Origin of the sequence: Flavobacterium cyclinae (assembly GCF_021172145.1) — a bacterium.
In the GTDB taxonomy this organism is placed as follows: domain Bacteria; phylum Bacteroidota; class Bacteroidia; order Flavobacteriales; family Flavobacteriaceae; genus Flavobacterium; species Flavobacterium cyclinae.
Genome location: NZ_CP089095.1, coordinates 159,065 through 174,213 on the forward strand (window position 1 = coordinate 159,065; position 15,149 = coordinate 174,213).

Annotated in this window: 14 protein-coding genes; 2 read left to right on the forward strand and 12 right to left on the reverse strand. The window is 31.1% G+C overall.

What is annotated here, in order from left to right; all coding sequences use genetic code 11:
• Positions 1 to 11: 11 nt before the first annotated feature.
• The 8 genes from LOS86_RS00765 to LOS86_RS00800 form a co-directional block, all read right to left on the reverse strand.
• A complete protein-coding gene (locus LOS86_RS00765; protein WP_231842766.1) occupies positions 12 to 656 on the reverse strand; it encodes an HD domain-containing protein in 645 nt (214 codons plus the stop codon).
• A gap of 54 nt (positions 657 to 710) precedes the next feature.
• The gene (locus tag LOS86_RS00770; RefSeq protein WP_231842767.1) at positions 711 to 1,709 is read right to left on the reverse strand and encodes an acyl-ACP desaturase; all 999 of its coding nucleotides are present in this window, start codon (positions 1,707 to 1,709) and stop codon (positions 711 to 713) included.
• A gap of 1 nt (position 1,710) precedes the next feature.
• Positions 1,711 to 2,448 carry a lysophospholipid acyltransferase family protein gene (locus LOS86_RS00775; RefSeq protein ID WP_231842768.1) on the reverse strand — a complete coding sequence of 246 codons (738 nt, stop codon included), beginning with the start codon at positions 2,446 to 2,448 and terminating at the stop codon, positions 1,711 to 1,713.
• Positions 2,449 to 2,542: 94 nt separating this feature from the next.
• Positions 2,543 to 2,926, reverse strand: a complete 384-nt coding sequence (locus LOS86_RS00780; RefSeq protein WP_231842769.1) for a hypothetical protein — start codon at positions 2,924 to 2,926, stop codon at positions 2,543 to 2,545.
• Positions 2,927 to 2,971: 45 nt separating this feature from the next.
• The gene (locus LOS86_RS00785) at positions 2,972 to 3,382 is read right to left on the reverse strand and encodes a BrxA/BrxB family bacilliredoxin (protein ID WP_231842770.1); all 411 of its coding nucleotides are present in this window, start codon (positions 3,380 to 3,382) and stop codon (positions 2,972 to 2,974) included.
• Positions 3,383 to 3,501: 119 nt separating this feature from the next.
• Complete coding sequence (locus LOS86_RS00790; protein ID WP_231842771.1) at positions 3,502 to 4,401, reverse strand: hypothetical protein; 900 nt, start codon at positions 4,399 to 4,401, stop codon at positions 3,502 to 3,504.
• Complete coding sequence (locus tag LOS86_RS00795) at positions 4,398 to 5,540, reverse strand: lycopene cyclase family protein (protein WP_231842772.1); 1,143 nt, start codon at positions 5,538 to 5,540, stop codon at positions 4,398 to 4,400. Before LOS86_RS00795 ends, LOS86_RS00790 begins: the two co-directional genes overlap by 4 nt.
• Positions 5,540 to 7,732, reverse strand: a complete 2,193-nt coding sequence (locus LOS86_RS00800; protein WP_231842773.1) for a TonB-dependent receptor — start codon at positions 7,730 to 7,732, stop codon at positions 5,540 to 5,542. Before LOS86_RS00800 ends, LOS86_RS00795 begins: the two co-directional genes overlap by 1 nt.
• A gap of 84 nt (positions 7,733 to 7,816) precedes the next feature.
• Here LOS86_RS00800 and LOS86_RS00805 point away from each other — a divergent pair, with 84 nt between their 5' ends.
• Positions 7,817 to 8,464, forward strand: coding sequence for a metal-dependent transcriptional regulator (locus tag LOS86_RS00805; protein ID WP_231842774.1), 648 nt, complete (start codon positions 7,817 to 7,819; stop codon positions 8,462 to 8,464).
• 2 nt (positions 8,465 to 8,466) lie between these two features.
• Entirely contained in the window at positions 8,467 to 9,285 is an 819-nt protein-coding gene (locus tag LOS86_RS00810) for a ZIP family metal transporter (RefSeq protein WP_231842775.1), read from the forward strand.
• Between the two features lie 202 nt (positions 9,286 to 9,487).
• On the opposite strand, the gene LOS86_RS00820 is transcribed toward LOS86_RS00810, so the two are convergent.
• From LOS86_RS00820 to LOS86_RS00835, 4 genes are all read right to left on the reverse strand, one after another.
• The gene (locus LOS86_RS00820; RefSeq protein WP_231842777.1) at positions 9,488 to 11,719 is read right to left on the reverse strand and encodes a TonB-dependent receptor family protein; all 2,232 of its coding nucleotides are present in this window, start codon (positions 11,717 to 11,719) and stop codon (positions 9,488 to 9,490) included.
• A 233-nt stretch (positions 11,720 to 11,952) separates the two neighbouring features.
• Entirely contained in the window at positions 11,953 to 14,055 is a 2,103-nt protein-coding gene (gene feoB, locus LOS86_RS00825; protein WP_231842778.1) for a ferrous iron transport protein B, read from the reverse strand.
• A gap of 5 nt (positions 14,056 to 14,060) precedes the next feature.
• Positions 14,061 to 14,288, reverse strand: coding sequence for a FeoA family protein (locus LOS86_RS00830; protein WP_231842779.1), 228 nt, complete (start codon positions 14,286 to 14,288; stop codon positions 14,061 to 14,063).
• A 98-nt stretch (positions 14,289 to 14,386) separates the two neighbouring features.
• Complete coding sequence (locus LOS86_RS00835) at positions 14,387 to 15,082, reverse strand: SCO family protein (RefSeq protein WP_231842780.1); 696 nt, start codon at positions 15,080 to 15,082, stop codon at positions 14,387 to 14,389.
• Between the last annotated feature and the right edge of the window lie 67 nt (positions 15,083 to 15,149).

Genomic DNA, 15,149 nt, shown 5'->3' on the forward strand with positions numbered 1-15,149 from the left:
GAACCGCTTTTTTATTCTTCGCCATCCCATTCTGAATAAAACCGACTCAAAAAAGTCACCATAAAATCATGACGTTTTTGCGCAATTTTCTTTCCAGTTTTGGTGTTCATTTTGTCTTTTAGAAGTAAGAGTTTTTCGTAAAAGTGATTTAATGTTGGGGCTTCACTATTTTTATATTCTTCCTTACTCATGTTTATTTTGGGTGGAATATTTGGGTCGTATATAACACGATTTTTGAACCCTCCATAATTAAAAGTACGAGCAATTCCTATTGCACCAATAGCATCAAGTCGGTCGGCATCTTGTACAATATCTAATTCTTTAGAATGAAATTTTTTATCAAAAACGCCGCCTTTAAAAGAAATATTTTCAATAATTGCAATTACGTGTAAAATGATATCTTCTGAAACTTTTTGAGATTCTAAAAACTCTCGTGCTACTTTAGGACCAATACTTTCATCACCATTATGAAATTTGGAATCTGCAATATCATGAAGAAGCGCTGCTAATTTTACAATTGTTAAATTACATTCTTCTTCTTCAGCAATTAGCATAGCATTTTTGTAAACACGTTCAATATGAAACCAATCGTGTCCGCCTTCAGCATTAGCTAATTTATTTTTTACAAAAAGTATTGTATTATCAATTAATTGCATGCTTACAATTTACAAAAAAAATCCAAATTCAATTATGAATTTGGATTTGAAATTTTACTTTACCAATGCAGGTTGTACCCATTTAAAAATCTGTTCTTCCATAGGAACAACCATTCTTTCCGAAATTTTGGTCATTCTTTCAGGTAACTTCATTAAATAATCTCTTGCTTTTTCTGCTTCATCACTAAGATTCGTAATTTTATCAATTTCCCATTTAACGTTTAATTTTTTCAAAATTTCAACATAATCCATAGCTGTATAAACACCTAAACGTTGGGCTGATTCTGAAAATTTTTCAAATGCTGTTCCAATACTCTCGCCAGATTCTCTAATTAAATGAGCAGGCATCGTAATTTTTTTCTTCATCATATATTGAAATGATAACATCATTTCGCTTGGATCAATTTCAAAAATACGTTTTACAAATTCACTATAAGCAAGGTGATGACGCATTTCATCTCCAGCAATTAAATTACACATTTTATGTAATTTTTTATCACCAAATTTCTTTGCCATTTGGGCCACACGATTGTGTGAAACATAAGTAGCTAATTCTTGAAAACTTGTAAATACAAAGTTTTTATAAGGATCTCTGTCAGTTCCTGGGTCAAAACCATCGTTAATTAAATGATGTGTTGTAATTTCTACTTCACGCATATTTACTCTTCCAGAAAGGTATAAATATTTGTTTAATACATCACCATGACGATTTTCTTCACCTGTCCAGTGGCGTAACCATTTTGCCCAGCCATTATCGCCTTTTTCTCCTTTTTGTTTAACACCTTCAACATCCATTAACCAAGTTTCGTAAGTTGGTAATGCTTCTTCAGTAATAGTATCTCCAACTAAAACTACCCAAAAATCATAAGGTAAATCTTTTGCAATTTCTCTAAGTTCCTTTGCTTCTTCTAAGAAATTTTCTTTAGAAGAATCAGGTAATAAATCAGTAGGTTGCCAAATTTTTTCTACTGGAATTAAGAATTCTTCCATGAAGTGGTCAATTTTCTTTTCTAAAAATTGCATCACTTCTAAACGGACATTTTGTATCGACATTTTATTTTATTTTGATATGTTTTGTAATTATTGTTTCTGTTTTTTCGAAGATTTCTTCAAATGAATAATCAGTAACTTTTAAAGGTTTGTGAATAATAAATTTTAAAGAAGTTCCTAATCCTAGTGGAAATGTACCAAACTTGGTCATTTTCCATGAATTATTTATGGTAATAGGTAATATGTAGGCATCAGGGGCAAACTTACACAGCATTTTTAGTCCATTAACGGCAAATGGTTTAGGTTTTCCTGTTTTGCTTCGAGTTCCTTCTGGAAATATTACTACGGAGTAGTTGTTTGTGTTGATTAACTCAGCTACTTTTTTAATTTCGGGTAAGGCTTGTTTTGGATCTTTTCGGTCAATCAAAGCCGATCCTCCATGTTTTAAATTATAGGAAACACTTGGTATTCCTTTTCCTAATTCAATTTTACTGATAAATTTTGGATGTACTTTTCGTAAAAACCAAATTATGGTTGTTATGTCATGTAAGCTTTGATGATTGGCCACAATAATTAACGGTTTGTTTTCGGGAACATTTCTCATTCCTCTAATGTGATAAGTAGTCCCTAAAACATGTGCAGTTCTTACTAAAAAGAAATTTAAGTAGGCAACACTTATTCGGTGCGCATTATATCCAAAAAGATTAAAGCATACCCATTGGATAGGATGAAAAATTAATAACCAAAGAATAAAAAAAATGTAATAAACTATTGAAAGAGGATACGATACTATTTTTTCCATTTAAAAAACCATTTATGCAAAAGTAACTTATAAAATAAAAAAACCACCATAATAGGTGGTCTTTCTGTATGCTAGCATAGTAAAATAATTATTTTTAATCTATAATTGTGCAAACACCATTAACGCAATCCACTGAACGTGGTGGACCCACTATCATACAATCAGAAACTGCTCCCGTTTGTATGTTGTATTCATTGTCCATTTCGTAATATTCATTTACTAAATTTTCAAGTGTAGCTTGATTAACCGTATTTGGATAAACCAAAAATTCTCTCGGACCACCACAAGGTTTAGCACCAAAAGCAATATAATTACATCCAGAAGCTTCGGCACAAGAAAAACTATTGATATAATCAAGAATTTCTTGCTTTTTTTGAAGCAATTGTTCTGGTGTAACCGAAGTTACAGTTTCTTCTTCATTACATTGAAAACTTTGTAATAATGTTGCTAAGAATAAAAATTTAATTATAGTTTTCATAATCTTTTTTATTAAGATTGAAAAACCATGAAAAGGTTGCGTTGTTTAGCAAAATTCGTTGTATGCGTCTTTTAAATTTTCAGCAATTAATTCTGCAGGACGACCTTCAATGTGATGACGTTCTAACATGTGAACTAATTCCCCATTTTTGAATAAAGCCATACTTGGAGACGATGGTGGAAAAGGAAACATTTCTGCTCTTGCCGCATCAACAGCTTCTCTGTCTACACCTGCAAAAACGGTGATTAAATTTGCTGGTTTTTTAGCACCTTCTAAACTCATTTTTACTCCCGGACGCGCATTTCTTGCAGCACAACCACAAACAGAATTAATTACTACTAAAGTAGTTCCTTCTGATTTGATAGCATTTTTAACGTCATCAGCTGTATATAAATTTTTGAAACCTGCGTCTGTTAATTCAGCGCGCATCGGGCTAACCATTTCTTCTGGATACATAATATATTTTGTTGAAAATTATCGAATGACAAAGTTACAAGTTTTTTATTTGTTGCAAAATACCAATTCATAAAGATTTGTTATGATTTGATAAATTGAAACAATCTTTTTTATTAATATTATGGATTAGGAAAGATTCTTTTAAAAGCCCATTCCTCATATCCATAACCAGGTAATCCTATTGTTTTTCTTATCGAATCAATTTTCTTTTCATTTACTAATGGGACTTTGCCAGTAAAAGTTCCATAATATAATGAACCCTCGTCAAGATAAATTTTATCAACTATTCCGCCATATTCGTTTGGTGAAAGTTTCCCTTTAACAAGATTGTCATAAAGTAGTGGTAAATACTTTTTTTTGTTTTCAGTAGTTTGATGATAAAAAATCACATCGAAACTTACTGGCTCATAGTTCTCATTTAATAAATATCCCGTAACATTATGATTTGGATAGCCAAATTCAGAAATTATTTCATCAATTTCTTTTTCATGTTTCTTTTGGATTTCATCCATTTTGGCATGATTCAATACTGGAATTCTTACATTTTGATCTTCATCTTCCATCCTTATTATCCTATTCCTTAATTCAGTATTATATTGTTCACCATTTTTTTGACTTAACAATTTCATTTCTTCTCTTGAAACTTTTGTAATTTTAGATAAACGAGTGTAAATTGTATCTCCATCTGGATGATTTCGTATTATGCTACCATATTTTAAAATTCCAATTCTTATTTTTTCATCTAAATTTTCAATATTTCCAGTCATTACGCAGCAAGCTATATAATTAGAATACTCATTTACATTATCCATATTTGTGGGTTCATATTTTTTAAATAGACTATCTAATATTTCATAGGAACGTTGATAATTTCCAATTAAACATAAACTATCTGCTTCGTATGCTTTTAAATAGTAAGGAATATAATTTGCATTTTTATCACCAATATTAGTGTAGGAACTTTTGCAAGAAAGTATTGTTAATGTAACAATAGAAATTAGAAATAAGCTTTTTTTCATATTTTAGATAATCTTTTAACTAGTGCTTTCACAAATAGCATTTTTGGACACTTCCAAATCACTTGTAAATCTTCCCAAATTGATGTTTCTTCATCTAAAAATTTGAAAATTACAGTCGAGTCTCCTACTTTAAACATCGATGAAAATATTTTGGAACCCAATTCGTTTTTCGAATTCAAAATATCTAACAACAATAAATCATAAAACCAAAATTTATCTTTTTTATGAAATTTTGTGAAGTCTCTTTCTGATTTTAAAAACTCAACCAAAACTTTTGATTTTTTGGAAGCATTTTTAAACGTATAACCTGTGCTAGCTTTTGTCCAACCGCCAGCCGATCCAATATTGATGATATTTTTTGTATTGTGTTTCCAAAACGGATAGCACGTCATCGGAATATTTCCTTGTTCTTTTTCGATGATTTCGTATTCTGTTATTCCGAGATTTTCAATGTATTTTTGAATTTCGGATTCATATTCCTCTTTTGAAAGTAAGTCTTTTGAAAACAACGTATATTCTAACAACGCTTCAGTTGCAGAAGTTGGTAAAACATACATAAATCGCGTATTGCCTTTTTGTTCCACCGAAAAATCCATGAAAGTGGCACAATTAGGTGTAAAAACCGCTTCTTTACTTTTGATGAACCAACCAATAAAATGCTGTTGAATTAATGGAAATTTAGATTGCACTTTTGCAACTTCTGGATGGTAAATTGAATTGATAACTTTGTTGCAAGTGAAGGTTTTGTTTTCTGTTTTTACAATGCAATGATTGCCTAGTTCAGAAAAATCAATCACTTTTTGATTTAGAAAATGAATGTTTTTATGTTTGGAAATCTTCTTGAAAACCAATTCGTAAAAATCTAAACCATTTATTTTTTTGTATTGATAAGGCGTAAGTTCTAAAATTCGATTGAATTTTTCATTAGCAAAAACCGCTTGATTCCATTTTTTTGAAACGATTTCATCAAACAAATTATTTTCATCCCATAAGCACCAAGTTCTATCGTTTACTTTTTTAGCATTTTCATCAATTAATAAAATCGATTTATCTTCAAATTTTCCAGATACAAGCATTTCATAAACCGTCATTAAAGCTGACAATCCTGAACCTGTGAAAATGTACTGATAATGTTGCATTAATAAATGGTATATCGAATTCCTAAAAAACCTCTAATTCCTTGATTTGGAGCATATATGTAGGTAGCATCAAAATTGTCTCCAAAAGGATCTGCTGCTCCCGATATTAAAAATGGAGTTCCTTTATTTGGGGTCCAATTCAAAATATTTTTTACACCACCATAAAGTTCAAAACTACGAATTTTTTTATAAGTAAACTGAATGTTTTGCAAACTCCAAATAGGAGAGTACTCAGGTCTTGGATCTGAATCACTTAATAAGGGCAATCGCATGGGTCCGTATAAATTTCCTGTGTAATCGATGGATAAAAACCATTTTGGGATATCATAACTAATTGTCCAATTAGCGCTGTATTTTTCGGTTAAAATTGGGGTTGAATTTACTCCGTTTTGTACATTTTTAGGTTCCATAATTGTAAAACCAACAATTGCTTTTAATCCGAAAGGCGTAACTACATCAATATTGCCGCTTATTCCTAATGTTTGAGCATATCCGTTAAGGTTTGAATAAATAATTTGGTTCGGATTGGTGTCGTAATCTGGTATAATTTGGTTGTTAAAATAGGTATACCAAGCTGAAGTTTCAAAGCCTAAAAAAATACCGTTTTCAAATCTGATTTTTTTCAAATAATTGAAATTAATGTTATACGAAGTTTCAGGTTTTAAATCTTCGGTAATGATTACGTCTCTTGAACCGGTTAAAGCAGCGTGATCTTCGGTAAATAAATTTACGATTCGAAATCCAGTTCCCGCATTAATTCGGAATACATCATTTTCTGTTGGGTTCCATTTGTAGGCAATTCTCGGAGTAAATATAGAACCGTGATTGTTATTGTAATCGTATCGAGTGCCTAATAAGAGATGATGCTTTTCGGCCAACTTTATTTCGTCTTGAAGAAAAACACTATAGATAGAGGTTTTTTCTGCCGAAGTTGTTGCTGGTGTATTATCATTATAATATTGATAACGAAAAGCGGCACCCAATAACAAATTGTGATTTTCTAATTTTTTATCCCAAGTATATTGTCCGAAAGCTATTTTTTGATTGGCTAAATAAACTGTATTTCCATATACTGAATTTTGATCGTGAGCCGTCATCGAAAATGAAAGATACATATCTTCAGAAGTAGGTAATTGATATTTACTCAAAATTTCCACACGTTTTGTATAGATACTTTCACCATACACTTCTGAACCACCACGATGCGATTTGTTCCATTGCATTTCGCCACCCCAACGGTCTTCATAAAACAGTCTTCCTGCGACGGAAAATTCTTTATTATTTTTTCGATCAAAGTTCCATTTGTTGAAGATGGAAATTCGTTCTTGTAACGTAACATCGGTGAAATTATCATTGTTGTTATCGATAGGTTGGTTATAATTGTAATAATTGATGCCAATTAAGGTCGTTGCTTTTTTTCCAACCGAACTTTTCCAACCTAAATCAATGTTATTTTCCAACCACGAAGTTGAAAAAATATCTGCAGAAAACTTAGGTGCATTTAAAGGTTTTTTGGTAATGATGTTAATCAGTCCGCCAACGGCTTCACTTCCATATAAACTTGAAGCCGGACCTTTAACGACTTCAACTCTATCAATCAAAGAATTCGGAATTCCCGACAAACCATAAACAGTTGAAAGTGCGCTTACAATCGGCATTCCATCAATCGTAACCATTGTGTACGGACCTTCTAAACCGTTGATGTGAATGTCGCCAGTGTTGCAAATGTTGCAATTTAGTTGAGGTCGAACGCCATTCACATTTTGTAAAGCTTCAAAAATATTAGATGTAGGGTTTTTTTTCAAAAAAGCTGTTGTGTAAACTTCAACTGGTACTGGAGTTTCCATTCGAGAAACAGGTTTTAGTGTTCCAGAAACTACAACTTCTTCTAAATTACTCGCATCTTCAATCAAATTAAAATGGATTGTTACTCCAATATTTGCTAATTGAATTTTTTTCGTAACCGATTTGAAACCTATATACGAAGCAGTAATTGTATAAGAGCCACTAGGAATCTCTTTGAATTCATATAAACCATTTTCATTAGATTCTACTCCTTTACGAAGTTCCTTGATATAAATACTGGCAAAGGCTAATGGTTCATGATCAGCTGTTATTTTTCCAGAAATACTATTCTGAGAATAGGAAAATAACGAAAAAAGCAGTGTTGTGTAAATTAAAATTTTATACATATTAAAAATAAATTTAGACAAAACTAAAAATAAAATATTTATCAATCTAAAAAAAGAAACTATATTTGTCAAAATGAATTGTTTATGACCATTTCAGAAGAGAATTATATTAAGGTTATTTATCATTTGTCGTTGGTTTCACCAAAAGGCGTGAATACGAATGCAATTGCAGCAATGTTAGATACCAAAGCTTCTTCGGTTACTGATATGATGAAGAAACTTTCGGATAAAGATTTAGTGACGTATCAGAAATATCAAGGTGTTACTTTAACAGATAAAGGATTTTATTCAGCCAAAATGATAGTGAGAAAACACCGCTTGTGGGAAGTTTTTTTGGTGGATAAATTAGGTTTTTCTTGGGATGAAGTACATGAAATTGCTGAAGAATTAGAACACATCAAATCCGAACAATTGATTAATAAATTGGATGCGTTTTTAGGATTTCCAGTAGCAGATCCACACGGTGATCCCATTCCAGATGCGAAAGGTGTGATTAAGAAAATTGAGAAACAACTCTTATCAGAAGTTGAAATTAATACCTCCTTTCATTGCGTAGGCGTGAAAGATTCTTCTACTGATTTTTTAAAATATTTAGACAAACAAAAAATTGCTTTAGGTTCTGTAATTACAGTGATAGAAAAGGAAGATTTTGATGATACATTAACCGTTGAAATTGACGGAAAACGCTTAACGATTTCGAATAAGATTGCTAATAATTTATACGTACAATAATTATGTTTGATTCTATTATTCAGTTTTTTGAAAGTATCGATCCTATTTTGGCAGCATTACTAGCTACAACATTTACTTGGGCATTAACCGCTTTTGGTGCATCTTTTGTATTCTTTTTTAAAACTATGAATCGGGTTGTATTAGACGGAATGTTGGGTTTTACAGGAGGCGTAATGGTAGCGGCAAGTTTTTGGAGTTTATTAGCTCCTGCCATTGAAATGAGTAAAGGCGATGGTTTTATGAAAGTAATTCCAGCAGCAGTTGGGTTTTTATTAGGTGCAATATTTATTTTCGGATTAGATAAAGTATTGCCTCATATGCATATTAACTTCAAAGAAACCGAAGGTATAAAATCGCCTTGGCAACGTACAACACTTTTGGTTTTAGCCATTACATTGCATAATATTCCAGAAGGATTAGCAGTTGGGGTTTTATTTGGTGGAGTCGCAGCGGGAATTCCAGAAGCATCCATTGCGGGAGCGGTTACTTTGGCTATTGGAATTGGAATTCAAAATTTCCCCGAAGGAATTGCCGTTTCTATGCCGTTACGAAGAATGGGAATGAGCAGATTAAAAAGCTTTACTTTTGGACAATCTTCTGCTTTGGTTGAACCCATTTTCGGTGTTTTAGGTGCAGTTGCTGTGACTTTTTTTACTCCTATTTTACCTTATGCTTTGGCTTTTGCTGCGGGAGCTATGATTTTTGTGGTTGTGGAAGAAGTAATTCCAGAAACGCAACAAGATAAAAATACGGATATTGCCACTTTAGGTTTTATAGGTGGTTTTATTGTAATGATGACTTTAGACGTGGCATTGGGTTAATGACAAGCACAATCATCACCGCAAGGTTTTGATTTTTTAGTACGTTTTTTCCAAAAGAATTTTTTTACTAAAAAACCTACCGCAATGGCTAAAGAAAGGTAAACTAAGATTTGTTGTATATCCATAGTACAAAAATAAGAAAGCAATCTCATTTATTAATTGAGATTGCTTTTTTTATTAACTTAAAATTTACTTTAAACAATTAAAGCTTAACGCCTATTGATAAGAAAAAGGTTCTTCCTTCTCCTGGTAAAATTCCAGGACCTGGATATCCACCTGCTCTTCTAGTAGCATACATTTCGTTAGTTACATTGTTAATACCGCCTCTTAGGTTGTATTTTTTTAAGAATTTATATTCTGCAGAAATGTCTAATACATTGTATTTGTCTAATAATCCTGTTACACCATTAGCAGAAGGAGTTACAGTGTTGTTAGCATCAGTAAAAATTTTCCCAGACATTTTATATTGTAATGTAGCAGAGAAGTTGTTGTTGTTCCAGCCTAAACCAAAATTGTGAATGTAACGAGGAGCATTTTCTACTCTATTACCTTTAAGGTTACTTTCAGTAATTATTACATTGGGTGCAGTACCTGTTGCAGTATAGGTTTTGAAATCGGTATATCTCGAATCGATGAAACTAATTGTTGCAAATAAGTCGATGTTACCCATTTTTTCGTCAATTTCTAAAAATTTAGTAACACTTAAATTTACAAATCCTTCAATTCCTTTATTAATAGTTTCACCTAAGTTAGTTCTATATAAATAAGTTCCTTGAGTTGGATCGTTATTAATAAATTGTCTCACTCCTCCAATTCGATTGTTGTATGAAAGATAGAACAAACTAAAATCAAAGTTCAAATAGTTTTTGAAAATGCCTCTGTATCCTAAATCGGCGTTAAATCCTGAAGCATCTTTTAAGTTAGGGTCAATTTGGTCTGTAACTGCTGCTGGTGTAATATCTGAAAAAAGCACTGGTCTATAGGCCTGTGTAATATTAGCATATATGTTAGTTGTTCCAAGTTTATATTCCATTCCTAAACCAAATAATGGTTTGCTTCTGCTAATTTCTTTTTCTTCAAATGGAATATCATTTCCTGAGCTAACACCAAATCTTCCACTTCCATTAGATTTAATATATTCATATCTTAAACCTGGAGTTATACTTAATTTTTCTGTTAATTTAAATTGATTTTCAACAAATAAAGCTACGTTTTCAGTGTGAAAATCCAAATCTCTTGGAAATCCATTTTCTGTAGATAAGTCAAAGTCAGAACCCGTTGTTCCAGTTCCTTGTTGTTGTCTGATAGTATTTGCTTTATATAATCTAAATCCGAAAGCTAAATTATTTTCAATTTTCCCAATATTATATTGGAATAAATTTCTGTTTTCTAATCCAAAATTTTTATAGGAATCTCTATCAACTCTTCTGTTTTCGAAGTCATTAGTTATTGGGTTAATAGCATCTGGATTATTTGGAGTTGCCGTGAATCCAACACTATTTCTTTCCCCAATTAATCCAAATAATTTAGTGCTTGAACTTAATTTATTATTGATTTTTGTATCAAAGTTTAATGAAAATACATTCCAAGGAGTTCCAAACCAGTTTCTGTTTCTCAAGGATTGTCTTGGGTTACTATTAAATTGTTCATCTGTTAAACCACCCGCTTGTTGCATTTTGTAATCCATGTTGGTATATTCTGCAGACAATTTCGTTTTTGATGTAAATGCATATTCTAGAAAAACATGAGAATTTCTTACTTTATACTCGCTGTTTTCTCTCCATCCATCAGCACTTCTTGAATGATTATATGCGTAATAAGAGAATTTACCTACTTTACCTCCAATAGCATTATAAGAGCTCATTAAGTTATAGCTGCCAGCTGTGTTTTGAGTTTCAAATGAAAATTTCTTTTTAGTTTCTCTTTTTAAAACATAATTTAGCATACCTCCAAATTGTGGTCCAAATTGTAATGAAGCGCCACCACGAATTAATTCTAATGATTCAACGGCTTCTAATGGTGGATTATAATAAGCTTCTGGATATCCAAAAACATCTGATGAAATATCATACCCGTTTTGTCTAGTATTTAATTCCCAACTTCGATTAGGGCTTAAACCTCTTACACCAACATTTATTTGAATTCCAGAACCTTCATTTTCCCAAATTGTAACTCCAGGAATTCTTGAGAAAACTTCTCTAGCATTATTTGTAGTTAAGTTTGCATTGATAGCATTTAATTTAATAACTTCATTTTTCTTTCCTGAAAAAATTACATTCCCTTTAGTTTCGGGCATTCTTTCAGGACTTTGTTGAATGGGAGTTATCGTAACAGAATTTAATTTCACTATTGAATCATTAGATTCTATTTCTTGTGCTTTTAAGTTGCTTGATAATACGCAACATACGAACATTACTGCTGTAAAATACTTCATTTTTATTTAGATTAATTCTATACAGCAAAATTAAACCCTAAAATTTATTTAGACAAATTATAAATTAATTTTTTTGAATTCTATTTACGATTTGTAAAAATGCATTTATTTTATGCTTAATCTTTATAAATTGAAAAAAATAACAATAAAATCGTGACTTTATTTAATTTAAATTGACTATTTATTGAGAAATATTCAATTGTTATTGCAGGATATTATTGGGTGGTAACAATTTATTTTAAAAATTGGTAGGCTATTAAAGAAGTTATATAGGCAAATCCACTCATAAATACCAATTGAATTATCGGCCATTTCCATGAGTTGGTTTCTTTTTTAACAATAGCTAAAGTAGAAATACACTGCATTGCAAATGCATAAAATAGTAGCAATGAAATTCCTGTTGCAAAGTTGAATATTTTTTTACCTGTTATTGGATGAACTTCGGCAGCCATTCGGTTTTTAATAGTTGTTTCTTCTTCGCTGTGACTTCCCACGCTATAAATAGTAGCTAGAGTCCCCACAAATACTTCACGAGCGGCAAAAGAACTCACAACTGCAACTCCAATTTTCCAATCGTAACCTAATGGACGAATCACGGGTTCAATAGCTTTTCCCATATAACCGATATAAGAATTTTCTAATTTGAATGAGTTTACTTGGTCTTCAAATTCTTCGGTTGTAATTGTTTTGTTTTGATTTTGTTGCGTAATAATCTGCTCCGCATTGTTGAAATCATCACTTAAACCATGCGAACCCAAATACCACAATATAACCGATAAAGCTAAAATGATTTTTCCGGCACCAGTTACAAATGCTTTTGTTTTTTCTAAAACATTTATTCCAACATTCTTAAACATTGGAATTTTATAGCTTGGCATTTCAACTACGAAATACGATTTGCAGTTTAATTTTAAAAATTTGTTTAATAAATAAGCTGAAAATATTGCCATTCCAAATCCTAATAAATACAATCCCATTAAGGTTAATCCTTGTAAACTTAAGAAACCAAAGACTCTTTTATCAGGAATAATTAAGGAAATTAAGATGGAATAAACAGGCAATCTTGCTGAACAAGTGGTAAATGGCGTAACTAAAATTGTTATTAATCGTTCTTTCCAATTTTCAATATTACGAGCACTCATAATGGCCGGAATGGCACATGCCGTTCCAGAAATTAAGGGAACAATACTCTTTCCAGATAAACCAAATTTTCTCATGATTTTATCCATCAAAAATACTACGCGACTCATATAGCCGCTTTCTTCTAATACTGAAATGAACAAAAATAAAAAGGCAATTTGTGGAATAAAAATTACAATACCACCAATTCCAGGAATCAATCCTTCACTGATTAAATTGGTAAATTCTCCAGCCGGAAGATGTTGTTTTGCCAATGAACTTAAATTAGCAAATGTTTCATCAATAAAATCCATTGGAATACTACTCCAATCAAACAAAAATTGGAATATCAACATCAAAATGCTAAAGAAAATCAAATATCCAAAAATCTTATGTGTCAGTCCACGATCAATCTTAGCACGAATATCAGTAGCTTTTGAAACATCAATTTTTTGACCTAATTTCAGTGTGTCATTAATAAATTGATACCGTTTAATGGTTTCTTTTTGTTGGAGTTTTTTCAAATCGGAATGCGATTTGGTAAACGAGCTTTTGATTTCGTTTCGGTCTAAATTCAAGAAATTAACATCTTGTGTAATTACTAACCAAAGTTTGTACAATAATTGATTTGGAAAAGCTCTTCTTAAGTTATTAAAATATTCTGGATCTATTGAAGAAGCATTCAAACATGGTTCTGTTGAAAGCGATTCATAGTTCAGAATTAAGTTTTTCAAGTTTTCAATCCCTATTTTTTTTCTTGAACTAATTAATGCAATTTTTGTTTTTAGTTCTTTTTCTAAAACAGGTATGTCTAATTCAATTCCTTTCAATTCCATTCTATCAGCCATATTGATGACTAAAATGGTTGGAATTTCTAAATCTTTAATTTGAGTAAAAAGTAAAAAATTACGTTTTAAATTTTCCACTTCAGTAACTACTACAGCAACATCAGGAAAATCTTCATCGTTTTTATTTAGTAATAATTCGATTACCACATTTTCATCAATTGAACTGGCATTTAAACTGTAAGTTCCGGGTAAATCGATGATTTTTGCTTTCGTGTTGTCGTTAAGTTTACAAACCCCTTGTTTTTTTTCAACGGTAATTCCTGGGTAATTTCCCACTTGTTGATTTAATCCTGTTAATTCATTAAAAACGGATGTTTTTCCCACATTTGGGTTTCCAATTAAAGCAACTTTGATAGGATTTTTACTCATGATTATTATAATTTGGCAACCGTAATTTCTTTAGCTGTTTCTAATCGAATAGCCACATGAGAATCATTTACGTTAAAATACAAAGGATCACCAAAAGGTGCAATTTGAATTAAAGTAATGGAATTTCCAGGTAAACATCCCATTTCTAATAACTTAAGCGGGATTTCATCTAGATTAATTGAAGTAATTGTAGCTACTTCTCCTATTTTAAGTTCAGAAGAACTAATTTCCATTTCCTTATTTAGATTGAATTAAAATACAAAAGTAAAAATTTAAATTGGACTAAAGCTGATAATTGTCAATTTTAGCAAATTATTTATTGAAATTATAGTTATTGATTTTCACAAAGCCACAAAATATCTTCTAAAAGTTGTTTCATGTTCTTTGTTTTTGGGTCATTTGTAGGTTGGTCTAAATTTGTACCATCATAAAAACCACGAATTCGTTTATTCTTATCGACTAGGATAAAATTTTCGGTATGAACCATATCATACATTTCTTCTGGTTTGCCAGTTTTTACTGCTAAATAAGATTTTCGAGCTAAGAAATAAATATCCTTTTTATCTCCGGTAACTAAATTCCAACGCGAATCATCAACACCTTTTTCGATGGCATATTTTTTCAAAACTTCAGGAGTATCGATATCAGGAGTAACCGAAAAGGATAACAATTTTACTTCAGGATTATTTTTTAATTGATTTTGTAACCAAACCATGTTATCAGTCATTTTAGGACAAATTGTGGGGCAAGTGGTAAAAAAGAAATCGGCTACATAAATGCTGTTTTCATAATCTTTTTGTGTGATTATTTTTCCATTTTGATTGGTGAAAGCAAAATTTTCAATTTTATGATCATTGCCAATATGCTGAACGGTAGAATCTACTAACTCAGGATTAATATCTCTTGGTGAGTATATTGGAAGCATTTTTTCTGGAGATAATAAATTGTAAATTCCAAAATATATAATGATGGAAAGTATTCCAAAAATGATAAAAAATTTCTTATAAGGAGCTAAAAAATTAAGCATGATTATTTTTTTGCAAAAATAGTCAATATTCAAAAGAGTTTTGTTAATTCGCCAATAGACATTTGTT

Excerpts from the sequence above, each read along its gene's own strand:
- LOS86_RS00785 (WP_231842770.1), bottom strand. The coding sequence starts at position 3,382 with ATGTATCCAGAAGAAATGGTTAGCCCGATGCGCGCTGAATTAACAGAC.
- LOS86_RS00795 (WP_231842772.1), bottom strand. The coding sequence starts at position 5,540 with ATGCAACATTATCAGTACATTTTCACAGGTTCAGGATTGTCAGCTTTA.
- feoB (WP_231842778.1), bottom strand. The coding sequence starts at position 14,055 with ATGAGTAAAAATCCTATCAAAGTTGCTTTAATTGGAAACCCAAATGTG.
- LOS86_RS00790 (WP_231842771.1), bottom strand. The coding sequence starts at position 4,401 with ATGAAAAAAAGCTTATTTCTAATTTCTATTGTTACATTAACAATACTT.
- LOS86_RS00820 (WP_231842777.1), bottom strand. The coding sequence starts at position 11,719 with ATGAAGTATTTTACAGCAGTAATGTTCGTATGTTGCGTATTATCAAGC.
- LOS86_RS00805 (WP_231842774.1), top strand. The coding sequence starts at position 7,817 with ATGACCATTTCAGAAGAGAATTATATTAAGGTTATTTATCATTTGTCG.
- LOS86_RS00810 (WP_231842775.1), top strand. The coding sequence starts at position 8,467 with ATGTTTGATTCTATTATTCAGTTTTTTGAAAGTATCGATCCTATTTTG.
- LOS86_RS00780 (WP_231842769.1), bottom strand. The coding sequence starts at position 2,926 with ATGAAAACTATAATTAAATTTTTATTCTTAGCAACATTATTACAAAGT.
- LOS86_RS00835 (WP_231842780.1), bottom strand. The coding sequence starts at position 15,082 with ATGCTTAATTTTTTAGCTCCTTATAAGAAATTTTTTATCATTTTTGGA.
- LOS86_RS00770 (WP_231842767.1), bottom strand. The coding sequence starts at position 1,709 with ATGTCGATACAAAATGTCCGTTTAGAAGTGATGCAATTTTTAGAAAAG.
- LOS86_RS00765 (WP_231842766.1), bottom strand. The coding sequence starts at position 656 with ATGCAATTAATTGATAATACAATACTTTTTGTAAAAAATAAATTAGCT.
- LOS86_RS00775 (WP_231842768.1), bottom strand. The coding sequence starts at position 2,448 with ATGGAAAAAATAGTATCGTATCCTCTTTCAATAGTTTATTACATTTTT.
- LOS86_RS00800 (WP_231842773.1), bottom strand. The coding sequence starts at position 7,732 with ATGTATAAAATTTTAATTTACACAACACTGCTTTTTTCGTTATTTTCC.
- LOS86_RS00830 (WP_231842779.1), bottom strand. The coding sequence starts at position 14,288 with ATGGAAATTAGTTCTTCTGAACTTAAAATAGGAGAAGTAGCTACAATT.